Here is a 22,273-nt window from a genome sequence, read left to right as displayed (position 1 = left end):
CTCTATCCCCTCTCTTTCCTGTGAACATGTAATGCCTCATTCTTTACAAGTTCTTCATAGGTTCCACTTTCTATCATTTTCCCTTTATTTAAAATAAGAATATGATCCATTTGTTTCATCCAGTGAAGACGATGTGTTGCAAGAAATACTAACTTACCTTCAAACAGACGTAACATTGCTTTCTTTATTTCAAATTCAGTTTCAATATCAAGATGTGCCGTAGGCTCATCTAATAAAATAATTGGCTTTTTACTTAAAAGTGCACGCGCCATAGCGACACGTTGTTCTTGTCCGCCACTCAGCATACGCCCACCTTCTCCAATTCTTTCATACATTCCATTTGGAAGCGATGTAACGAGTGAACGAAGACCGACTTCATTCATAACTCTTTCCACTTCTTCATCAGTTGTATTTGTTTCATAGAAACAAATGTTATCTTTTAATGAAAGCGGGAAAATATAAGGTTGCTGCGGAATATAAGCAATATTCTTTTGCCACTCTTCACGAGTAGACCCGTCAATTTCCACACCATTTACGATCATCTTTCCACCAGAAGGAGTTAAAAATCCAGCTAATACATCGATTAACGTCGATTTCCCTGCCCCACTTTCACCAATTACACCTATAGCACCGTTTCCATTCCAAGTAAAATCAATTCCCTCTAATATACCTTTTTCAGATTCATCATTCTTTACTTTTACATCTTGTAATTTCAAGTTACTAGAGGAATTCCATATTAGATCTACATTAGATTCTTTCTTACCTATTTCTTTTTGTCGCTGTAAAATCTCTTCTATTTGCTCCATTGCAAGTTGTCCATCTAACGTAGCATGATAATTTGCTCCAACTTGTTTAATAGGTAAAAAATATTCTGGAGCTAAAATTAAAATTGTAAGGGCTGGTAATAGTACAATTGTCCCATCTATTAAACGTATCCCTAATCCGACAGCTACAAATGCAATGGATAAACTCGTAAAGAAATCTAATGCAAATGAAGAAAGAAAAGCAACTCGCAAAGTACGCATCGTTGCTTTTCTATACCTTTTACTTACTTTTTCAATCTTTCCTTCGTGCTGTTTACTTTTTCCTAAATACTTTAATGTTTCTAATCCTTTTAACGTATCTACAAAATGATTAGAAAGTACTCGATATGACTCATATTGGCTATCTGCCATTTTCTGCGCTGCTAATCCTAGTAGGATCATAAATATAATTACGATAGGAATCGTTACAACTAAAATGATTCCAGACTCAATATCTAACGTAAAAACATATAGTACAATTAGTCCCGGTACGATACTACTTCTAATCATTTTAGGAATTGTTAATTCAATATATGTTTTAAATTTCTCAATACCTTCTATCGATAAGGTAACCAGATGACCTGTTCCAGCAGTTTGAACATACCGTGGACCTAATGTGAAATACGCCTCTATTAATTGTTTTCGCAGTAGCGATCCTGTTTTTTCAGCGAAACGTTCCACTAATATTTGCGATATTCGCACTAGCAAGTGACGTACTGCAAACGTGATTCCGAAATAAACTGTTTCATTTAACACAGATTGCACTGCTTCTCCCTGAAATAAAAACGTAATAGCTCGCGCTAAAAACACTGTTTGTGCAATAATACTAAAAGCTTCTAACATGCTAATGATTGTTAACACTACATATAAAACTCGGCTACCAGGATACGACGGAAGTCCTCTTTTTCTTTTCATTAGTACTCCAAATCTTTATCTGACTTAACAGGTTGTCTAAACACATAGAAACTCCATATTTGACTTCCCAAAACAAATGGCAATATAGCAATTGAAAAATACGTCATCAGTTTTAGTGCATAATCTCCTGATGCTGCATTATAAATTGTCAAATCGTATATTGACCCTAACGAGCTAATTAAGACACGTGGGAACATGCCAGCAAACACACTCGCACTTAGTAAAATGATTGTTAAACTTGTCATAAAGAAAGCCCAACCATCTCTTCTTCTTTTATTTAATAATGTTGACGCACATAACGCTACAAAAGCTCCGATTGGAACCATAATCCACTCTGTACCATGACCAGTGAAAATATCTGTTTTCCATAACCCTACACCGGCAAAAATAAGAAGTGCTATAATTGCGAGTGGTGCAATTTTCAACGCGGCAATACGTGCACGTTCTCTTAACTTACCTGTTGTACGTATAGTAAGGAATTGCAATCCGTGAACAATACATAACAGAAGGAACATAACTCCTCCAAGTAATGCAAATGGATGAAGTAATTGTAAGAATCCACCTACAGCATTTTTCGTCTCATCAATTGGAATACCTACCATAAAGTTAGCAATGGCAACTCCCCAAAGGATAGGCGGTAGTAAACTTCCTAAAAACATACCCCAATCCCAAAAGCCTTTCCATTTATGATTATCTATTTTTGCACGGAATTTAAAGGAAACACCTCTAATAATTAAAGCAAGAAGCATAAATACAAATGGAATGTAAAACCCACTAAATAAAGTTGCATACCAATGCGGGAATGCCGCAAACATAGCGCCACCTGCACAAACAAGCCATACTTCATTCGCGTGCCAAAATGGACCAATTGTATTTAAATATATTCTTTTCTCTAAATCGTTTTCTCCTAAAAACCTTGAAACTATACCTACACCAAAATCGAAACCTTCAAGTACAAAGAAGCCCACGAATAAAACTGCAATGATAATAAACCACAACTCATTAAGAGATAACATACTCATCCTCCTTATCAAATGGATCATGGCTTTGAGAATCCTGTTTCGCTTTCTTATTCTCATGTCCTTTAATAATACGAACGAATAAGTAAACTGTAATTCCACCTATAATTAAATATAATGATGTGAACGAAACTAAAGAGAATAGCACTTCTCCGAACGTAACATTTGGAGATACAGCATCTTCAGTTTTCATAACACCGAAAACTACCCAAGGTTGACGTCCCATTTCAGTCATAATCCATCCTACTGTATTACCGATAAACGGTAGTGAAATTGCATACACCATTAATTTTAAATACCAAGTTTTTTCAGCTAAACGATCTTTTCTTGATAAGAACCATCCGTACGCTCCTAGAAGAAGCATAAATGTTCCACTCATTACCATCGCTCTAAAGCTCCAGAACATCGTGTGTACCGGTGGAATATAATCTCCAGGCCCATATTTTTCTTCATATTGCTTTTGAATTTGATTCATCCCTTCTACTTGACCGCTAAATTTATCATATGATAATAGACTTAGCATATACGGGATTTGAATTTCAAACGAATTCTCTTTCTTCTCCGCATCAATTTTCGCAAATACTGTAAATGGCGCTGGATCTTCACTCGTATTCCATAACGCTTCAGCTGCTGCCATTTTCATTGGGTGTGTCTTAATTAATTGTTGTGCTTGCGCATGACCGAAGAATAATACTAGCGCCGTTGTAAGTGTTCCAACAATGATAGAAATGCGGAACGATTTTTTAAACACTTCAGTTTCTTGCGCTTTCGTTATTTTCCATGCACTCACACCTGCAATAAAGAATGCACCAGTTGCAATTGCCGCTGTAATGGTATGCGGGAATTGTACCCATAATTGTGGATTTTGGATAATCGCTAAGAAATCATTCATTTGTGCACGTCCATCTGCTGCCATTTCATATCCTACTGGCGATTGCATAAATGCACTTGCAGTTAAAATCCAAAATGCTGATAACATTGTTCCAATTGAAAGGAGCCAAATACATAAAAGGTGAATGCGCTTCGGTAATTTATCCTCACCGAATACCCATAAACCTAAAAATGTAGACTCAATGAAAAATGCTAATAAGCCTTCAATCGCAAGTGATGGACCAAACACATCACCTACGAAACGTGAATAGGTTGACCAGTTCATGCCAAACTGGAATTCTTGTAGAATACCAGTTACTACACCTACTGCAAAGTTAACAAGGAATATTTGCGTCCAAAACTTCGTCATCTTCTTATAAATTTCTTGTCCCTTTACCACATATAACGTTTGCATTAACGCAATGATAAAAGCTAAACCAATAGACAGCGGAACAAAAAAGTAATGGAAAATCGTTGTTGATGCGAATTGTATTCGTGCCAATTCGAGCGTTTCCATACTACAATCACTTCCTTCATAGTTTTTATAATAAAAGTTAATTGAGCAATCTTATCAAACTCAATTATTAAGAAATATGAAAAGACAAAAACATTTTGTATGTATTGTCGAAAAATATGAAGTTTCAGTTTTTCAAACTATTGTAATGCTATTTTTTACCTTTTCACTATTTCTGTAGTGTTTTATTCGTTAATCGAATTGTATAATATACCTGCATAGTAAATTCAGCTGATTTTTGACGTATTATTGACATCATTTTGTCTGAAATATGTCTTTTGGTATTTTTTTGAATTAGATTTTTCTCATCGATAAAATGTGTTTTTTTAATATGAGACTTATCTTTGCATCAATAAAATAATCGTTTCTCTCTTTATACACTTGACTTTTCTACGAAAAAATGTCCTATTAACCAATGGATAAATTCGTTATTTTTTTGTCAAGAGAAAAATGTATTTCTAAAATTCAAACATGAAATATTGTTATTCAAAAATAGGAAATAACCTCCTCTTTTCAGATTAAAAATTCACTTTTTTGTCATTTTTTCAAACTAAAATAAATTAAAAAATACCGAGAATCCATTAGACTCTCGGTATTTTTTAATTTATTTTGCTGTATGTTTTCTAATAGCCGGTAAAATTTCAGTAGCAATTAATTCAATGTTTTTCTCAATTTTATCAAATGTTACACCACCAAAATCAATTTCTGCCATAAAACGTTGTTGCCCAAACAATTCATATTGGTAAAGCATTTTTTCGATAATTTGTTGTGGGCTACCAACCATTAACGCGTCACGGTAATCTATTGCATTTGTAAATTGTTGTTTCGGATACCCGCCACCGCGTAGCGTAAGCATACCAGCATTAATGTGAGGATAGTATTCACTAAGTGCATCTTGTGAATTTTTTGCTGTGTAAAATAAACTCGTTGTTGCAACTGGCAAACTCGCTGGATTAAATCCACTTTGCGCAGCCGCCTCACGGTAAGCATCTACTGATCCTTTAAAGTTAATAGCTGGGCCACCTAGTGTTGTTATCATCATTGGTACACCTGCACGTCCTGCTTTAATCGCACTAGCTGGTGGGCCACCAACTGCACGCCAAATTGGTAAGTTATTATTTTTAGCTCTTGGAATAACCGATGCATGCGCAAGCGGTGCCCTGAACTGTCCATTCCATGTTACATGTTCCTCTTTATTAATTTTTAATAAAAGATCCATCTTCTCTTCAAATAACTCTTCATAATCATTCACATCATAACCAAGTAAACTATATCCCCCAATACGGGATCCACGACCAGCCACAATTTCTGCACGTCCATTAGAAATCAAATCAAGTGTAGCAAAGTCCTCGTATACTCGTACCGGATCAGATGTACTTATTATCGTTGCTGAACTTGCAATTTTTATATTTTTCGTAGCTTGCGCAATAGCTCCTAAAATAACCGTATGAGCTTGCGTTGTAAAGTGCGTTTGATGACTTTCACCGACAGCAAATACATCAAGTCCAGCTTCATCCGCTAACTTTGCTGTTTTAATTAATTCATGAATTCTTTGTTCAGCACTAATTTTCTCTCCGTTATGTGGATTTAAAACATGATCCCCAATTGAATATAATCCAAACTCCATTCCTTTACTTGTATTCATACGGTATTTTTCCATCATTACTCTCTCCTTTGATGAGGTATTATTAGTTTCTCTTTTAAAAACATTTGTAAGTCAAATGTTTTTCCCTATTGCTTACAATATCACTTGATTAGTCAATTGATATTGTAAAAAAAATTACTCTTGCGGTAATTCTTTTTTTTCACTATGCTTATGAACTTTCGTCATTAGCTCGTATAACATTTTCTGCTCTTCTTCATTTAATACATCATCAAAAAACGATGATTGAAATGCAAGTTGCTCTGGCAATGCTTTCTCTAAGGCCGCTTCCCCTTGCTCTGTCAGACTAATTGTTTTCGTTTTCCAATCTTGTTTTCGTACAATATATCCTTCTTTTTCAAGACGCGTTAACATTCGAGAAATACCGCCTTGTGTAACAGTTACCTTTTCAGCTAACTCCATTTGTGTTAGTGGTTGATACGTACGTATTTGCAAAAGCACATCAAATTGAGCAGTCGTTAAATCAAAACGTTTTAAAAACTCATTTGACATCTGATTACTTTGGTTCGTAAATCGTATTAAACGTAACCATATTAATGATCCTATCGTATTATCACGCATGTTTGATCACTTCCTATCGTGAATCTTACTATCACTTTACTACGCAAGTGATAAAAAAGCAAGAGAAAACGTGAAAAATATCTCATTAAATTATTGCATAAATAACGATAAGAAAGAATTCATGTTTAAATGAATTCTTTCTTATCGTTATTCTTAACTTTCCATTTCATTCATTACTATATGTAAAGCTCCCGCTGCTTTGGGCCAACCAACATAAAAAGCCATATGTGTTATTAATGCAACCAACTCATTCTCCATAATCGCATTTTGTTTAGCTAGCTTCAGATGAAATGGTAATTGTTCTGTATTACCAAGACTGATTAGTGCTGACACAGTACATAAACTTCTTTCTCGTAATGTTAAAGTGTCATCTCGCCACACTTCCCCGAACAGTATCTCTTCACTATAATGTGCAAATACAGGTGCCATTTCTCTCATTTTCTCTTGAATACAATATCCAATGGATTCATTCATCATTTCACTCCCCCTTCACTTTTATCAATTGCGCCATTCCTTGACCAAATGACCAATTTTCTGCAGATGTCTCATTTACCGTAATAAAAATATTTGCACTTTTTATACTAGAACATTCAGAAACCTTCGAGGATATCGACTGATATAGATCACTTTTCTGTTTTATTGTTCTTCCCGGTCCACATGTGATAGAAACATACATCATATTCTCTGTTCTCTTTTCTCCTCTTTCTAATAAATAATATGGATTATATAAAAAGTGATTTTGTTGACAGGGTAAAAACATTTGAAAGAAATCATTTTCAGGAATGTTAAAATGTTCAATTAATGAAAGATGAATACATTCACTTATCTTTTTGATTTCTTCTTTATTTAATTTATTTTCATGATAATAGACGTTCACAAAAGGCATACATTGTCATTCCTTTTTCTTAATTTAACTTCAACAAGTTTTCATCGTGAAATGTGCAAAATCTCATATAATGTAACACCTTTATTCGCTGTAATATCAGGCTTCTCTTCATAAAAATTAAACTGACTATATCCCCATTTATCTGGATTATATACTATTACATTTCCTAAACAATTTTCTACCTTTTCATCCACAATGATAGATTGAATCCCACTCAATGATTCACTTGGAGAAATACTTCCTTCATATTCAACAACATATCTACATTTCTTAAAATTACCCTTTACATTAACAACTAATGGAACACCTATATTTATTTGTTGCCATCCAAAAGATTGTAACATATTATCGTAATACCCTTTAAAGATAAATTTGTTCATTCCTTCATGACCATTCCAAATATATAAAGGTGCATAACAGTTATAGAAATTCCCTTCCTTACCCGCCTCAGTAATTAAATACGCTTTGAAATTCAATTCTTGAAACCCGTCCGTTTTATATCCATTATCCTCTACCCTTTTTCTAATAATATCCATGTCATAATCCTTTGGCAAAATGACCTTATATTGCATTCCAATCATGTTTATCACTCACTTTCCATCTTATATACACAATGATAAACCGATGATTGACTAACGTAAAATAGGTATAAATTATGTTTGGTATCATTTATAATGATATCGTATAAGGGGCTGTGATAAATGGAAATAAATGATCTTATTATATTCAAAACTGTGGCTAGCGAAGGTTCTATTAGTAAAGCTGCGAAAGAGTTAGGGTATGTTCAACCGAACGTAACTGAGCGAATTAAAAAATTAGAACAAGAGTTAGAAACACCTTTACTACATAGAGATAACAAAGGCGTTTCTTTATTACCTTCTGGTGACATTTTATTAGACTATACAAATCAAATATTAACGCTAGTAGAAGAAGCAAAAGATAAAATCAAAACGAGTGGGTCTTCTTATATAATCGCAACATCACAATCTATTTTGACTAATTATGTAAGCAAGCGCATTAAAGAAAATTTTAGGAGTTATCAAATATATGTAGAAAATAGTAGTCATTTGCAAAAATTACTGCAGCAACAAAAAGTTGATATGGTCATTACTTATGAGGATTACCCAGACATATCGTTCAAAAAAGTATTTTCCACTTCAATTTTTATCGGCTTATTAAAACCGAAAGAAAAGTGTACCATTGACTTTTCAAAGGAACTCTTCTTCGTTAGTAATGACAAAAAGTGCCCTTTTAGGAATAAGACGATACAATTTCTAAAAGAAAATAATTTATCTCAGCGTCAACTTCAACAATTAGATTCTTATTCGCTTATAGAAGAGTTTATTCAGGACGGAAAAGGAATAGCCTTTTTACCGATTAAAAATGATAAATTAGTACCAATTGAAGATGTTCCAATTGAGAAATTAGCTGTTCATTTCTTTACGAATCAAAATTCTTTCAAACAAATCCCCGATGAACTATTTGATTAATATAATATCTATAAACGAACTAAATTTACATACAGCAATAAAAATCCCTCCTTTACGAATCTAAAAGAGGGATTTTCATATTCTATACAATTGATTTTTCACACATTTTGCTCCACTTCTGCACTTTTCTCCTTCTTATTCCGTTTCATATTCTTCAGTCCCTTAACCGTGCCAACTAATCCTTTCGGGAAAACTAGCAATACGATAATGTACAATACACCAAGAATAATCGTCCATCGTTCAAAGATCGGATACTCTGTAGCTAGTTCTGATAAATAATATTTTAGGGATTCAATAATTCCAGCTCCTGCAATGGCTCCTATTAACGTTCCAACGCCTCCAATCATAGTCATCAATAATGCATTTAATGTCATTTCAATTGAAAATACAGTTGTATTAACAAAACGTAAAGTGATAACAAATAAACCACCGCTAATTGCAGCTACTACTCCTGCAACAATGCTAGCAATAATTTTATAATGAAGAACTTTATATCCTAGTGCTTCAACACGTTGCTCATTTTGTGAAATTGCCTTTAATACTTTTCCAATAGAAGATTTGGTGAAAAGACGTAAGAGAACAAAAATGATAAGTAAACATATAAGTGTTACATAATAAAACGTAAAACGATCACGGAGTACGTCTGGTACGCCAAATGTAAAACCATCCCCTCCGTGAGTGAGCCCACGCCATTTTTCAGCAAGTACGAAAAACAACTGTGAAATAGCAAGTGTTAACATTGCATAAAAATGACTTTTCAGCCGTAAAGAAAGCAAGCCAATTATATAACTAACAATTGCTGAAATGATGATTGCAGCTACTAGTCCTATTAAAAAGTTTGTTATAGATACTCCTTGCCGATCAAATAAAAGCGCTACGCCATATGCTCCGATTCCAAAGAACATACAATGGCCGAACGATACAATTCCGGTATATCCAAGCAATACATCAAAACTCATTGCAAAAATAGCAAAGATGAAGATTTGAGTGAACAAAATTAACAAGCTCCGTGAATCATTTACGAATGGAAATACACTTAAACAAATGAGCATACATACTCCGAAGTATACTTTAATTCGATTTGATGTGCTGTTCACCATTTCACCCCTTTTCACCAACAAGTCCATTTGGCTTCACGATTAAGAAAAATAGTAGCATTAACATATTGATTGCAAGTGATAAATCCGGTATAAAATACGCTGTAAAAGCACCAGCTAATCCGACAATTAAAGAAGCGATGGCTGAACCTTGTACGCTTCCTAACCCTCCAATGATTACTACTATGAACGCTAAAATTGCATACTGCATACCCATCTCGGCGAAAATAACGCCTGAATACGGTGCTAATAAGAAGCCTCCCAACGCTGCCATTCCTGCGCCTAATAAAAAGACGAAAGAAAATATCGCTTTTACGTTAATACCGAGCGCTTGAACCATCTCTTTATCTATTACACCTGCGCGTATCATAAGACCTATCTTTGTTTTTTTGAGCAATAATAATAAGGCAATGTATATGATAACCCCAATTATAATAACGAATAGACGATATTTAATTAATATAACGCCTCCGAACGTAAAACTTCCTTGTAGCCATAACGGTAACTTTGCCCCAATTGGATTTGGTCCCCAAAATACTTTAATACATTCACTAAGTACAAGCATTCCTCCAAGTGTAACAAGAAGCTGTCGAACATGATTTCCGTATACCGGTCTAATAAGGAATCTTTCTAAAATAAATCCAAGGAACATTCCCATAGCTATTGCTCCAATTAAAGCTAACACATAACTCCCTGTCATATTAAATAGCCAAACACCTGTAAATGCTCCCCACGCAAATAAACCACCATGTGCGAAGTTTAGAACACTCATTAAACCAAAAATAAGTGAAAGACCTGACGCTAATAAAAAAATGAGCATCCCTGTTGAAATCCCATTTACAAATAAATTGATTAACACATCCATCCTTCTCACCTCGGATTCATGTTAAGAGATTCCTAAATATTTATGACACATTTCCTTATCCTCTTTTAATTCATGCATAAAACCGTTATGAACAATTTTTCCGTTATCCATAATATAAAAGTAATCACCAATTTGACTAGCCATCATAAAATTTTGTTCAACGAGTAAAACTGTTGTTTTCTCTTTCATTTTTAAAATGGCTATCATTAACTTTTCTATCATAATGGGGGACAAGCCTTTACTCGGCTCATCAATAAGTAATAAACCATCACTATTAATAAACGCTCTTGAAATTGCTAGCATTTGCTTTTGTCCTCCGCTTAAGAGCCCGCTTTTTTTATGCCAAAACTGCTTTAAATCTGGAAATAATTCAAGCATCCACTCGATTTTCTCTTCTGCTTCTTCGCCCTTTCCTCTAGCAAGAGCGAATGTTTCTTCTACTGTCAGATCGTGAAAAATACCTTGATTTTCTGGTACATACCCTATTCCTTTTCTTGAAATTAAATGCGTAGATAGTCCATTTACTTGTGTATGATCATAATAAATTTCACCATGTGCGATATGGTGAAACCCCATAACCGAACGTAACGTCGTAGTCTTTCCTGCCCCATTTCTCCCAAACAGTACAGTAATTGTCCCTTTCTCAACAGTAAGCGATACCCCTTGTAAAATATGAAACTGATCTAAATACGTCTCTATATTATTCACTTGTAATAGTGCCACTATATAATCCCCCTAAATAAGCACTTTGTACACGCTCATCTTTCATAATTTCTTCGGGTAAACCTTCAGCCAATAACTCTCCATGAAATAAAACGATTAGATGGTCTGACAAACCTAGTACCATATCCATTTTGTGTTCAATAAGTACAATTGTACTCTCTGGATGTTTCTTAATATTTTCAATCACTTGTAATATAGCTGGGACTTCCTCAACCGAAATACCTGCCGTCGGCTCATCAAGTAATAACACATCCGTTTTTAAAGCTAATAACATCGCAAGTTCTAGCTTTCTTTTCTCTCCATGTGCCAAATCTTTCGCTAATACATTCTCTTTCTCCTGAAGTAATACTGTTTTTAAGAAACGTCTCGCCTCTCCAACTTGTTGCTTTAATTTTGCTGGACTCGGGAAAAAACTATAGTAATCTTGTACGAATGATTGAACACTTAAACGGACATTTTCAAGTACCGTTAATTCTGGGAATATGTTTGTAAGCTGAAAAGAGCGACCGATTCCTAAGCGTGTTCGATCTGAAATGGATAGTTTTGTAATATCTTGCCCTTTAAAATACACTTCACCTGTTGTGGGTGAAATCTGTCCACTTAGTAAATTAAATAATGTTGTCTTACCCGCACCATTTGGCCCGATAATAGAAATGAGCTTTCCTTTTTGTACAGTTAAATTTACATCTTTAATAACATGATGCTCGCCAAAAGATACACTAAGATTTTTCGTTTCTAGCAAATGTGTCACGAAATCCCTCCCTTTAAAGCTTTCAGTATGAAAGAAATACGTATAAAGAGGGTATCCCCTCTTTATACAGAAGCAACAGAAAATTCAGTCTATTTAGTTTGGACTGGTGGTTCTGTCTCTTTCATCGTTAATTCTCGCTCTAATACTGGCACCGGATAGTCAACACCATCTTGCTTTTTCAACGTGATAGAATAAAGTGTCTGCATCGCTTGGTGATCCTTTTCTCTAAACTTCATCTTTCCTTTCGGTGTATCAAATTCCATTCCTTCCATTTTCTTAATCAATGTATCTACATCTGTATCACCTTTTGTTTTCTTTAACGCTTCGACAATAGAAATTGCCGCTGACATTCCTCCTGCTGTGAATAAATCTGGCACCGCACCATTAAATCGTTTTTTATGTTCTTCCACTAACCAATCATTCACCTTATTTTTCGGGAGTGTATGATAATACACGGAAAAACCTTGCATTCCTACTAATGCATCCATCGTTTTCAATGCCGGTATATCTGGTGCACCGGTAGAGATTTTAATACCTTGCGCTTCCACATTCATATCTTTCAACTGTTTCCAAGGTGAATTCGCCCCTGCCCAAACGATAAATAAATAATCTGGTTTTGAGCTAATGATATTTTGAATATTAGCAGTGAAGTCAGTCGAATTTGTATCAGCATATTGCTCGTTTACAATATTCGCACCTAATTTCTTCGCTCCAGCTTTAAACGCTGCAATTCCTTCACGGCCGTATGCATTGTCTTGTGCTAACGTTGCTATTTTCACATCTTTTTTAGCAATTGCTGCGGCACCAGCGACTGCATCTTGAGATGAATTTCTACCTGTTCTAAAAATATATTTATTCCAGTTCTTCCCGGTAATACTATCAGCTACCGCTGGTTCTACAACCATTATTTTTTCATATTCTTCAGCTAATGGTAAAACCGCTAATGTATCGCTTGAACTAGACGATCCGACTAAAAAATCGACTTTCTCTTCTTCTAATAACTTCGTAGCTTTTTTAACCGCTACATCCGCTTTTGTTTCCGTATCTTCTACAACAAACTTAATCTTCTTCCCTTCCACTTTCCCAGTTCCGCCCGTTGCATAGTCTAACCCTAATTCAAATCCGTTCACTGTTTGTTTTCCATATGATTCTAACGGTCCTGTTAAAGAAGCAAGAACCCCTACCTTAATCGTCTTGTCACCCTCTGTACTCGTTTTCTTTCCTGAACAAGCTGCCGTTATGAATAACGATCCTAAAATACAACCAGTAGCCATCATTCTTAGCCATTTACGTTTTTTCATCGACATTGTGATCCTCCCCATACTTTTCTTTCTGATAGAATCAAACACGCCAAAATTCCCCATCCGTAATTATGACTTTTTCTTTGAATCATACAAACAAATTTATTAAAGAAATTAATGAAGTACCTTTACATTCGCTACCTTTTTCCAAATACCTCCATTTCTCATATATTCATTTAGTATTTTTCACCACCTAATCACAGTAGCTGCCCACGTATACCCAGTCCCTGCGCTAACTACTACTGCAATACCTCCGGCCTGTAATTTTCCCTGTTCGTTTGCAAAGTGAAGACCAATGCAAGGATCAAGCGCTGACATATGTCCATAATGATCTAAATATACAACTTGTTCTTCCGCTAGCCCTAGTCCCTGTATCAATTCTATTAACATAGAACGTTTTGTATGCAGTGGTAACAATACTTTAATATCTTTAGGAGTTAACCCACTTTTTCTTAACGCCTCCCGAATCACCTTGTCAAAATTAGGGATTGAAACCCGATCTAGACGTTCTTTCATACTATTAGGATCTATTACATCAATATAATGCTGTCGATTCTCAACTGTATCACAGCTCGCAACCTGCTTTGATCCACCAGCTGGAATACGAACATCTTCATGAAATGAACCATCTGTTATAATCGCACTTCCTAATATTTCACCGTTTCTAGCATCTTTTTTCACTAAAGCTGCACTTCCGCCATCAGCGAAATTAAACATAAAACGCGAGCGTGGATTATCATAATCTACAATTTGAGATTCTTTACATCCACCTACTAATAATATATTTTCAATTGAGTTATCGGAGTATAGCATATCTTTTGCGACTTTGAGAGCAATAGGAAAGCAAGAACTAACATTCATAATTTCAAAAGCATAAGCATTTTTCAATCCAAGTTCATGCTGAATTTTTGGGGCACTAGACCATACGTGGTAATCTTTATGTGGACTGCCAAAATAAATGACTACATCAATAGATTGAGGATCTACTTGTGATAATATTGGCTTTGCAGCAGCAATAGCTAAATCTGATGCATGCATCGTTTCATCTGCGACATGTTTTTCATATAATCCAAACTTTTCTATAATAATGTGCTCAGGGATACCAGTTTTTTTAGATAAGTCTGCAGCCGTCTCTACTTCTTTTGGAAAGAAAACACCAGTCGCTTCAATCCCAATATTCATTAGACTACTCCTCCTTCTTTTGGCACCATCATTGTAGCTACACCTGTTAATACTAAATCTCCTTTTTGGTTATGACACTCTGTTAACAATTTCAAAACTCTCTTTTCCATCATAAATTCTTGTACTGTAGCCGTTGCTGTAATTGTATCTCCTATAAAAACTGGCGCTGTAAATTTAATAGTTTGCTCCATATAAACGGATCCTTCTCCAGGTAAATGAATACCAAGCAATTGCGATAATAGACTAGAAGTTAGTAAACCATGTGCTATTCTTTGATTAAATCTAGTTTTTTTCGCATACTCATGATCAATATGGATCGGATTAAAATCCCCACTTAAACCTGCAAATAATACAAAATCCGTTTCTGTTATTGTTTTACTACATGACGCCTTTTGACCCGTGCTGTACATCGTCATCTCTTCACCTACTTTTCAATTGATTTGCTAACTGTGCTTTTTGAATTTTACCAGTTGCATTTTTAGGCAATTCTTTTAGAAAAATAATCTCTTTCGGTATTTTATATTTTGCTAGAAATAAACGACAATGTTCAATGACTTCCTTTTCAGTTAATACACTGCTACTCTTTTTCACAATAAAGGCGATTGGAGTCTCTCCCCACTTTACATGTTGCCTACCAACGACCGCTACCTCATATACGTCCGAAAGCTTATTAATGACTTGCTCTACTTCAAGTGGATAAATATTTTCACCACCGGAAATTATCATTTCTTTTTTTCTACCGACAATGTATACAAAACCATCTTCATCAACTCTAGCTAAATCTCCCGTATATAACCAACCATCTTGAATCGCTTCTTTTGTTGCATCTGGCCGATTCCAATACTCTTTCATTACATTTGGTCCTCTTATAAGTAGCTCTCCAACTTCACCAATCTCAACTTTATTTTTGTTTTCATCAATAAGTACATAATCACAAAACAGAACAGGCTTTCCAATTGAACCTACTTTACGTCTTGCATCTTCTTCTGAAAGCATAAATACGGTTGGTGATGTTTCAGTCATACCAAAGCCTTGACCAAATAAAAATCCTCTATCTATAAATTCTCTCATCAACTCTTCTGGACATGGAGCACCACCGTTATAAAACCAGCGAACTGATTGCAAATTTGCAGTTTCAAAATTCTCGCAATTCACTAATGCTTGATGAATTGTAGGTACTCCCATCACTACAGTCACTTTATGTTTTTCTATCATGGAAAGAGCTGTAGTTGGCTCAAATTTTCTTGGAACAATAATTACACCACCTGCAAATAAAGTTGGAAATGCGAATAAACCAATCCCACCAATGTGAAATAAAGGCAGTAATACAATGGAGCGATCGTGAATAGTTAGATCAATCGCAAATGTATTATTTAGTGCATTCCAAAACATATTGTCTTGTGTAAGTACAGCTCCTTTCGGTTTTCCAGTTGTCCCTGAGGTATAACATATAATAAAGGATGCGCTTTCATTTATCTCTTCAAAGTTATCAATTTTTCTATCTTCTATTTCTTTTAAACTTGTAATCGAAATAACTCTTTGTACATACGATACCTTCTGCATTGACAATGCCATATTTTGAAATGTTTCCTCTACAAATAACAATGTAGTTCCACTATCTTTCAACTGAAAGATAAGTTCATTTTCTGTTAACCGTATATTTAGTGGAACAGCAATACATTCTACTTTTGCTATAGCAAACAAAAGAACGATATATTCCAAGCTATTTTGTGATAAAATAGCTATCCTTTCTCCTTTTTGCACATGTAAGTCGCAAATGAAATATGCGGCTACTTTACTTACATACTCATATAACTGCTTATATGTCATTTCCTCCTCTTCTGTAATAATGGCAATGCGATCTGGATGTAAATAGGCCCTTTTTTCAATCCAATAAGCAATGCCTTGCATATTCTCTCCACTCCCTTATCTCTTTCTCAACCCTTCAAATATTAATGACATCGCTGCTTCAAATACATCTTCCGGAACATCTTTCTCTTCCCAATAACCCCATCGCATTCCTAAAAATTGCCCAATTGACATAAGACAATACGCAATTGTTTCTTTATCAAGTTGTTTAAACTCTCCCGCTTCCATACCAGCCGATAAACTTTTTAAAAATCCATTTGCGAGCTTTGCATAGTACCATCTATATAAGTTATCATCAACAACTACTGCCTGTTGTACAATGTTATATAGATTAGGTCGATCTTTCACCCACCGAAAAAAAGCCTGAAAACCTCTTCTTTGTGCCTCTTCATAACTTGATATTCCCTTCATTTCTTCTTTAATAATTAGGCGTAACTCACGGTTCAATCTGCGAATCAATTCATCAAATATATCTTTTTTAGATGGAAAGTAATTATAGAAAGTTCCGTGCGCTACCTTTGCTTCTTGTGTAATATTCACGATAGAAGCCTCGTAATATCCTTTACTACCAAACACCTCTTCTGCAGCACACAATAACTTCTCTCTCGTTTCTAACCCTTTTGTTGTTAGATTTTTCACATCCATTATTATCTTTTCTGACACCTGAATCACCTCTTAGATTTGATTATAAATATATTTCTGAATTTTACAATTATTATTGTTAGACAAAATCTGCAACTGTCTTTCTATACCCCAATAAAGATCGGCTTCTTTTGACTAGCTATTAATTAATGAGCATTTTATAATGCATTCCTAATCAGAATATATAAACGCCCGTCAGTTGAATTTTTTACACTTCCCACCCTATCATAACACCATATACATTTAAGAAATATTATGAAAATAAATCCATATTTTACAAAATCGGAATATACTAATATAATATATAAATGATTATCACTTATAAGTATCGGATATGAGTGAGAAAAATTTTTTATATACCTAGGAGGAATCATAATGAATTTTAAACATGTACTCGCAACAGGCTTAATTACCGCCACATTATTTGGTGCAACGAATGCTCATGCACAAACTGAACATTTCATTGATGTACCAACGAATCACTGGTCTAAAGATTCGATTGACCATCTAACTGAGCAAAAGATTATTAGTGGTTATGGTAACGGAAAATTTGGATTTGGGGACAATGTAACTCGTGGGCAAGTAGCTGCGATTATTTCAAGATACTTAAAATTAGAAAATACCGGATCTACAAATAAACATTTCTCTGATATTCATGGGCATATGTTTGAAAACAATATTAAAGCAGTTGCTCAAAAAGGACTTATGACAGGGGACAGTAACACTGACAAGTTTAGACCTGATGATACATTAACTCGATATGAAATGGCTGTTATCTTACAAAAAGCATTTCATCTACCTGTAAAAACAAATGACCTTTTCTATGATGTTCCAAATAATTTTTGGGCAACAAACTCAGTTCGTTCATTGTATAGTAATGGCATTACAAAAGGAATTGGAGACTATAAATATGGCGGAGAAATGAATGTAACAAGAGAACAATTTGCAACGTTTATGTATAAAGCAATTAATGTAAACCCTTATTTTATTCCTGATTCTATTCCTGCAAAAGATGAGGATAAGTATAAAGAAATTGAGAATATACTAATTGATTCTGGATTTTTAAAAACCGATTATAACTATGTATATACTAAAACTGGTCAAACATATGATGGCATTATGTATTTTAATTTTTCTCCCTATGATGACAGCGCATATAGAATGTCTATTCATAGTGATGATCCTGTATTAAACGAGCCAGTGAAAAAAATTCTCAATACACTACTACCAACTGAAGCGGATAATCTGTACAATCTAATTAAAAACCCTACTGCAAGCTCTCGAACAACAGAATTAGATGGTCGCAAAATTGAATTTAGAAGAGACTCTAGTACTAGTGTAAATGTTTCTCTTGGAAAACGAAAATACTAAAAGAGTAACTATTTAAAATGAATACAAGTATCTATATGCTTATTCATAAAAAATAAAAGGACTGCCCCATAAGTCGTTTTCAGCAACTTATGGGACAGCTCCCTTTAATGTGAGTTAGAATTATTTTCTACTTTCTCTAACCCTTCAGCCAATTGTTTCTTATCTAGCCCTTCCCCTATTACTACTAAGTTCGTTGGGAACCCGAAGTCTTGTTCCAGTAAAGTCGGTACCCCGAACGAGTATTGGAATAAGTGAGGATATTTGTCCCCATGAAATTTCACAAAACCTTTTACACGATAAATACTGTCTGGTAAATTTGAAAGCCATTCATATAAATTGTCTTGATCAATCGATTTCGTAAATTGATACGTCATCGTTTGTATATGTAAATGCTGTTTTACATGTAGTGTCTCATGTTCCCCATCATTCGTAAATTCAGCTTCTTCTATGTCTTCTAAAGATATATTACAATATTTTGTTTCAAACAATTTCGCATGATTATTTATCACTTTCACTTCTTCTATTACTTTGTTCTTATCCGCATCTGTTAGTAAATCTGATTTATTAATTAAAATGTGACTACCAAACTTCAGTTGCTCATGCAATAATTGCTGAACGTTTGCACTTAATACACTTCGATTTAACCATCTTACTGCATCTAAAACGACTACAATGGATTTCACTTCTAAGAAAGGTGCTAAAATTGGTGATACACATGCATCTAACACTTCAATTGGATGCGCAACACCTGTCGTTTCTATATAAATGACATCTGGTCTTTCTTGCTGATATAACGAATGCAACTGTATTTCAAGCTCTTCTTTTAACGTACAACAAATACATCCTTTCAGAAGTTCTCTTAAAACATTCTCTTTTCCAATAATATCTGTATCTACCGAGTATTCACCAATTTCATTCATTAATACTGCAACTTTTCTATTTTTCTTTTTCTCTGCTAACAATAAATTTTGTAGCAATGTTGATTTTCCACTACCTAAAAAACCACCTAATATATGAATCTCCACTTTATTCATGCGATCGACCATCCATTTCTTTATTTCAAACGTATTCAAAGCGTAATAATTACGATTTATATTTATCATTTTATTAAAAGAATGACCATTTGTAAACATAACAGATTCATTGTTCGTTTACTTCATGTGCAACCCTAACTCCAGACTCTATTGCTCCTTGCATCCATCCATGTGTTAATGTCGTATGCTCTCCTGCAAAATGTACTTTCCCAGATGGTGGTGTAATATACGGAAATAACTCGAGTTCTTGGCCCGGTTCGAACGCTGTAAATGCGCCGCAAGAATACGGATTTTGACTCCAGCTAAAAGATGCCCCTGTAACAAACTCACTATAGACGATGTCACCGTATATTTCCGCTAAATTTTTTAATGCATAACGAATGCGTTCTCTATCCGGTAAACTATCCCATGTTAACGCCTCATCTGCCCACGTATAACTTGCTATAACGATAGCTGGTCCTGGAGTATGAATACCATAGCTCGGATAGTATGTAAACCGTATCGGTAAATCAGTAATAGATTTACCGCCACACTGTCCCGCTTTCTCCCAAAATCTACTTTTAAACTCTATCGCAATTTTCGTTGCAGCAATATAATTTAATTCACGAATTGCTCGTCTTTTAAAATAAGAGAATAAGTGGTATGGCTGAACTTCTACAAATCGTAACGCTGAAAATGGAATTGTGACAATAGCAATGTCGCCTGTTACCATAAACGAATGTAACGTTTGTTCATTTGTTACTTGCATCATTACCTTATTATCTTCCTGTATAATTTTTTCTACTTTATACGGCATAAAAATATTATCTTTTAACTCTGGTAAAAATGAATTTGGTAATGCATCCATTCCGCCTGTTATCTCATAATATTTCGTCGTTGAAGTAAAAAAGATCATTTCACGTAATACTTCAATTAAGGACATTCCCATATATGCTTCCATATCAAGAAGTACCCCGATCATATCTATTGCACCATCTGAATAATACTCCATTAAAAATGAACCAAGCGAATACGTTTTATACTTTTTTTCAACGATAAGCCAGTTTTTATTAGAATCCTTCTTTATAAAATTTAATATGGGTTCTAATACTACTAACATTAACTCTTCTGCCGTTTTTCCTTTTTCATTCTCTAAAATGGGATATTGAAGTATACTTGGATTTTTTTCGAATATGCTCAGCCTTGTTTTAATATTATTCGTATAAATAATATCTGCAGTGGTTTTATTTATAAACAGATTTAACGGTAATTTAAATTTGCGAATGTATGCCAAAGTTAACTCGTGTGTTTCAGGAATTCGCATTGGCCCTGCATTAAAATATAAACTAGAGCTAAATGGTTCACGGATTGTATATATTCTTCCACCTATTCGTTTATTCGCTTCTAAAATGGTTATGTTATGACCTGCTTCTTTCAATAACGATGCTGCAACTAATCCTGAAATCCCTGCACCAGCAATAATAATATGCTTTGGATTCTTCGTTTTAACGAGCCCCACATTAATAATATGAAGCATTCTTTCCATCGTTAATGGCTGCATCATGCCCTTATCCCCTTCAATAAAGGATTTTATTGCATTATATTCGGTTCACTTACTTCCTATGTTTCATGCAAAGAATTGCACGGATACATTTTCAATTACTTGAATATCTTTTATAAAATGTAATAAACTAGATATGACTCTATAGAAGTAAGACGTATTATCTTACATAATAAAATTAATGAAATTGCGAGGAATTTTGAAATGAAAAAAGGGATTAACCGTGTTGTATTAGTAGGAACAGGAGCGGTTGGATGTAGTTATGCTTACTGCATGATTAATCAAGCTGTGGCTGAAGAATTTGTTTTAGTTGATGTAAATGAAGCAAAAGCTGAAGGGGAAGCAATGGATTTAAGTCATGCTGTTCCATTCGCACCAGCTCCAACTAGAGTATGGAAAGGTAGCTATGAAGATTGTAAAGATGCAGATCTTGTAGTCATTACGGCTGGATTACCACAAAAACCAGGCGAAACACGTTTAGATTTAGTTGAGAAAAACGCAAAAATCTTTAAACAAATTGTTCGTAGTATTATGGATAGCGGCTTCGATGGTATCTTCTTAATCGCAACTAACCCTGTCGATATTTTAACTTACGTAACTTGGAAAGAATCTGGTTTACCGAAAGAGCGCGTAATTGGTTCTGGTACAACACTTGATTCTGCTCGTTTCCGCTATATGTTAGGTGAGTACTTCAATATTGGTCCACACAACATTCACGCCTATATTATCGGCGAACATGGCGATACTGAACTTCCAGTTTGGAGCCACGTTTCCGTTGGTATCCAAAAACTACAAACACTGCTTGAAAAAGACAACACGTATAATCAAGAAGATTTAGACAAAATTTTCATAAACGTTCGTGATGCAGCTTACCATATTATTGAGCGAAAAGGTGCAACTTACTATGGTATCGGCATGTCACTTCTACGTGTTACTAAAGCGATTTTAAATGATGAAAATAGTGTATTAACTGTGTCGGCTTACTTAGAAGGTCAATATGGTCAAAAAGATGTGTATATCGGTGTACCCGCTGTTTTAAATCGCGGCGGTGTTCGTGAAATTTTAGAAGTAGAATTAAGTGAAGACGAAGAATTAAAATTCGATCACTCTGTTCAAGTGTTGAAAGAAACAATGGCTCCAGTTCTTTAATATATAAAGTAAAAAGCAATCCAAAATA

Annotated in this window: 22 protein-coding genes; 3 read left to right on the top strand and 19 right to left on the bottom strand. The window is 34.7% G+C overall.

Features of this window, described 5'->3' with window-relative positions; genetic code table 11:
- Positions 1-2: 2 nt before the first annotated feature.
- The 8 genes from cydD to MR079_RS05660 all read right to left on the bottom strand — a co-directional run bounded on the left by cydD (position 3) and on the right by MR079_RS05660 (position 7,812).
- The gene (gene cydD / locus MR079_RS05695; RefSeq protein ID WP_242293708.1) at positions 3-1,718 is read right to left on the bottom strand and encodes a thiol reductant ABC exporter subunit CydD; all 1,716 of its coding nucleotides are present in this window, start codon (positions 1,716-1,718) and stop codon (positions 3-5) included.
- Complete coding sequence (gene cydB / locus MR079_RS05690; protein WP_000950072.1) at positions 1,718-2,734, bottom strand: cytochrome d ubiquinol oxidase subunit II; 1,017 nt, start codon at positions 2,732-2,734, stop codon at positions 1,718-1,720. Before cydB ends, cydD begins: the two co-directional genes overlap by 1 nt.
- Entirely contained in the window at positions 2,721-4,124 is a 1,404-nt protein-coding gene (cydA, locus tag MR079_RS05685; RefSeq protein ID WP_000448882.1) for a cytochrome ubiquinol oxidase subunit I, read from the bottom strand. Before cydA ends, cydB begins: the two co-directional genes overlap by 14 nt.
- Before the next feature lie 601 nt (positions 4,125-4,725).
- On the bottom strand, positions 4,726-5,781 hold the full coding sequence (locus MR079_RS05680) for an LLM class flavin-dependent oxidoreductase (protein ID WP_242293707.1): 1,056 nt from the start codon (positions 5,779-5,781) through the stop codon (positions 4,726-4,728).
- A 120-nt stretch (positions 5,782-5,901) separates the two neighbouring features.
- Positions 5,902-6,345 (bottom strand): MarR family winged helix-turn-helix transcriptional regulator, encoded by a 444-nt coding sequence (locus MR079_RS05675; RefSeq protein WP_001205518.1) that lies wholly within the window; start codon positions 6,343-6,345, stop codon positions 5,902-5,904.
- Positions 6,346-6,498: 153 nt separating this feature from the next.
- Positions 6,499-6,822, bottom strand: coding sequence for a carboxymuconolactone decarboxylase family protein (locus MR079_RS05670; RefSeq protein WP_139867657.1), 324 nt, complete (start codon positions 6,820-6,822; stop codon positions 6,499-6,501).
- 1 nt (position 6,823) lies between these two features.
- Positions 6,824-7,231 (bottom strand): tautomerase family protein, encoded by a 408-nt coding sequence (locus tag MR079_RS05665; protein ID WP_242293706.1) that lies wholly within the window; start codon positions 7,229-7,231, stop codon positions 6,824-6,826.
- A gap of 41 nt (positions 7,232-7,272) precedes the next feature.
- A complete protein-coding gene (locus tag MR079_RS05660) occupies positions 7,273-7,812 on the bottom strand; it encodes a DUF4865 family protein (protein WP_242293705.1) in 540 nt (179 codons plus the stop codon).
- A 120-nt stretch (positions 7,813-7,932) separates the two neighbouring features.
- Here MR079_RS05660 and MR079_RS05655 point away from each other — a divergent pair, with 120 nt between their 5' ends.
- On the top strand, positions 7,933-8,721 hold the full coding sequence (locus tag MR079_RS05655) for a LysR family transcriptional regulator (RefSeq protein ID WP_242293704.1): 789 nt from the start codon (positions 7,933-7,935) through the stop codon (positions 8,719-8,721).
- 98 nt (positions 8,722-8,819) lie between these two features.
- Here MR079_RS05655 and MR079_RS05650 read toward each other — a convergent pair whose 3' ends face one another.
- From MR079_RS05650 to MR079_RS05610, 9 genes are all read right to left on the bottom strand, one after another.
- The gene (locus tag MR079_RS05650) at positions 8,820-9,773 is read right to left on the bottom strand and encodes a branched-chain amino acid ABC transporter permease (protein ID WP_139868134.1); all 954 of its coding nucleotides are present in this window, start codon (positions 9,771-9,773) and stop codon (positions 8,820-8,822) included.
- Between the two features lie 49 nt (positions 9,774-9,822).
- Positions 9,823-10,683, bottom strand: a complete 861-nt coding sequence (locus MR079_RS05645; protein ID WP_242293703.1) for a branched-chain amino acid ABC transporter permease — start codon at positions 10,681-10,683, stop codon at positions 9,823-9,825.
- A 21-nt stretch (positions 10,684-10,704) separates the two neighbouring features.
- Entirely contained in the window at positions 10,705-11,406 is a 702-nt protein-coding gene (locus MR079_RS05640; RefSeq protein ID WP_139867667.1) for a branched-chain amino acid ABC transporter ATP-binding protein, read from the bottom strand.
- Positions 11,384-12,157, bottom strand: a complete 774-nt coding sequence (locus MR079_RS05635) for an ABC transporter ATP-binding protein (protein ID WP_000149327.1) — start codon at positions 12,155-12,157, stop codon at positions 11,384-11,386. Before MR079_RS05635 ends, MR079_RS05640 begins: the two co-directional genes overlap by 23 nt.
- A gap of 89 nt (positions 12,158-12,246) precedes the next feature.
- Positions 12,247-13,464 (bottom strand): substrate-binding domain-containing protein, encoded by a 1,218-nt coding sequence (locus MR079_RS05630; protein WP_242293702.1) that lies wholly within the window; start codon positions 13,462-13,464, stop codon positions 12,247-12,249.
- 180 nt (positions 13,465-13,644) lie between these two features.
- On the bottom strand, positions 13,645-14,640 hold the full coding sequence (locus MR079_RS05625) for a 3-oxoacyl-ACP synthase (protein ID WP_242293701.1): 996 nt from the start codon (positions 14,638-14,640) through the stop codon (positions 13,645-13,647).
- Complete coding sequence (locus tag MR079_RS05620) at positions 14,640-15,056, bottom strand: MaoC family dehydratase (protein WP_139867673.1); 417 nt, start codon at positions 15,054-15,056, stop codon at positions 14,640-14,642. The genes MR079_RS05625 and MR079_RS05620 overlap by 1 nt, the downstream gene beginning before the upstream one ends.
- A gap of 4 nt (positions 15,057-15,060) precedes the next feature.
- The gene (locus tag MR079_RS05615) at positions 15,061-16,551 is read right to left on the bottom strand and encodes an o-succinylbenzoate--CoA ligase (protein ID WP_242293700.1); all 1,491 of its coding nucleotides are present in this window, start codon (positions 16,549-16,551) and stop codon (positions 15,061-15,063) included.
- A 15-nt stretch (positions 16,552-16,566) separates the two neighbouring features.
- Complete coding sequence (locus MR079_RS05610; RefSeq protein ID WP_001290799.1) at positions 16,567-17,172, bottom strand: TetR/AcrR family transcriptional regulator; 606 nt, start codon at positions 17,170-17,172, stop codon at positions 16,567-16,569.
- 354 nt (positions 17,173-17,526) lie between these two features.
- Between MR079_RS05610 and MR079_RS05605 the strand changes: the two genes are divergently transcribed.
- A complete protein-coding gene (locus MR079_RS05605; protein ID WP_139867678.1) occupies positions 17,527-18,522 on the top strand; it encodes an S-layer homology domain-containing protein in 996 nt (331 codons plus the stop codon).
- A 104-nt stretch (positions 18,523-18,626) separates the two neighbouring features.
- Here the strand turns inward: MR079_RS05605 and MR079_RS05600 are convergent, their stop codons facing one another.
- Together MR079_RS05600 and MR079_RS05595 are read right to left on the bottom strand one after the other, a co-directional pair.
- On the bottom strand, positions 18,627-19,556 hold the full coding sequence (locus tag MR079_RS05600) for a CobW family GTP-binding protein (RefSeq protein ID WP_242293699.1): 930 nt from the start codon (positions 19,554-19,556) through the stop codon (positions 18,627-18,629).
- Positions 19,557-19,662: 106 nt separating this feature from the next.
- Positions 19,663-21,099, bottom strand: a complete 1,437-nt coding sequence (locus tag MR079_RS05595; protein WP_242293698.1) for a flavin monoamine oxidase family protein — start codon at positions 21,097-21,099, stop codon at positions 19,663-19,665.
- A 201-nt stretch (positions 21,100-21,300) separates the two neighbouring features.
- Here MR079_RS05595 and MR079_RS05590 point away from each other — a divergent pair, with 201 nt between their 5' ends.
- Positions 21,301-22,245 (top strand): L-lactate dehydrogenase, encoded by a 945-nt coding sequence (locus MR079_RS05590; RefSeq protein ID WP_000715326.1) that lies wholly within the window; start codon positions 21,301-21,303, stop codon positions 22,243-22,245.
- The last annotated feature ends 28 nt before the right edge of the window (positions 22,246-22,273 follow it).

Origin of the sequence: Bacillus cereus group sp. BfR-BA-01381 (genome assembly GCF_022663555.1) — a bacterium.
GTDB classification, from domain to species: Bacteria; Bacillota; Bacilli; order Bacillales; family Bacillaceae_G; genus Bacillus_A; species Bacillus_A pacificus.
This window is presented reverse-complemented; position numbering and strand designations above follow the sequence as displayed.

Excerpts from the sequence above, each read along its gene's own strand:
- MR079_RS05605 (WP_139867678.1), top strand. The coding sequence starts at position 17,527 with ATGAATTTTAAACATGTACTCGCAACAGGCTTAATTACCGCCACATTA.
- MR079_RS05675 (WP_001205518.1), bottom strand. The coding sequence starts at position 6,345 with ATGCGTGATAATACGATAGGATCATTAATATGGTTACGTTTAATACGA.
- MR079_RS05625 (WP_242293701.1), bottom strand. The coding sequence starts at position 14,640 with ATGAATATTGGGATTGAAGCGACTGGTGTTTTCTTTCCAAAAGAAGTA.
- MR079_RS05665 (WP_242293706.1), bottom strand. The coding sequence starts at position 7,231 with ATGCCTTTTGTGAACGTCTATTATCATGAAAATAAATTAAATAAAGAA.
- MR079_RS05660 (WP_242293705.1), bottom strand. The coding sequence starts at position 7,812 with ATGATTGGAATGCAATATAAGGTCATTTTGCCAAAGGATTATGACATG.
- cydA (WP_000448882.1), bottom strand. The coding sequence starts at position 4,124 with ATGGAAACGCTCGAATTGGCACGAATACAATTCGCATCAACAACGATT.
- MR079_RS05620 (WP_139867673.1), bottom strand. The coding sequence starts at position 15,056 with ATGACGATGTACAGCACGGGTCAAAAGGCGTCATGTAGTAAAACAATA.
- MR079_RS05630 (WP_242293702.1), bottom strand. The coding sequence starts at position 13,464 with ATGTCGATGAAAAAACGTAAATGGCTAAGAATGATGGCTACTGGTTGT.
- MR079_RS05590 (WP_000715326.1), top strand. The coding sequence starts at position 21,301 with ATGAAAAAAGGGATTAACCGTGTTGTATTAGTAGGAACAGGAGCGGTT.
- MR079_RS05655 (WP_242293704.1), top strand. The coding sequence starts at position 7,933 with ATGGAAATAAATGATCTTATTATATTCAAAACTGTGGCTAGCGAAGGT.
- cydB (WP_000950072.1), bottom strand. The coding sequence starts at position 2,734 with ATGTTATCTCTTAATGAGTTGTGGTTTATTATCATTGCAGTTTTATTC.
- MR079_RS05670 (WP_139867657.1), bottom strand. The coding sequence starts at position 6,822 with ATGATGAATGAATCCATTGGATATTGTATTCAAGAGAAAATGAGAGAA.
- MR079_RS05645 (WP_242293703.1), bottom strand. The coding sequence starts at position 10,683 with ATGGATGTGTTAATCAATTTATTTGTAAATGGGATTTCAACAGGGATG.
- cydD (WP_242293708.1), bottom strand. The coding sequence starts at position 1,718 with ATGAAAAGAAAAAGAGGACTTCCGTCGTATCCTGGTAGCCGAGTTTTA.
- MR079_RS05615 (WP_242293700.1), bottom strand. The coding sequence starts at position 16,551 with ATGCAAGGCATTGCTTATTGGATTGAAAAAAGGGCCTATTTACATCCA.
- MR079_RS05650 (WP_139868134.1), bottom strand. The coding sequence starts at position 9,773 with ATGCTCATTTGTTTAAGTGTATTTCCATTCGTAAATGATTCACGGAGC.
- MR079_RS05600 (WP_242293699.1), bottom strand. The coding sequence starts at position 19,556 with ATGAATAAAGTGGAGATTCATATATTAGGTGGTTTTTTAGGTAGTGGA.
- MR079_RS05595 (WP_242293698.1), bottom strand. The coding sequence starts at position 21,099 with ATGATGCAGCCATTAACGATGGAAAGAATGCTTCATATTATTAATGTG.
- MR079_RS05680 (WP_242293707.1), bottom strand. The coding sequence starts at position 5,781 with ATGGAAAAATACCGTATGAATACAAGTAAAGGAATGGAGTTTGGATTA.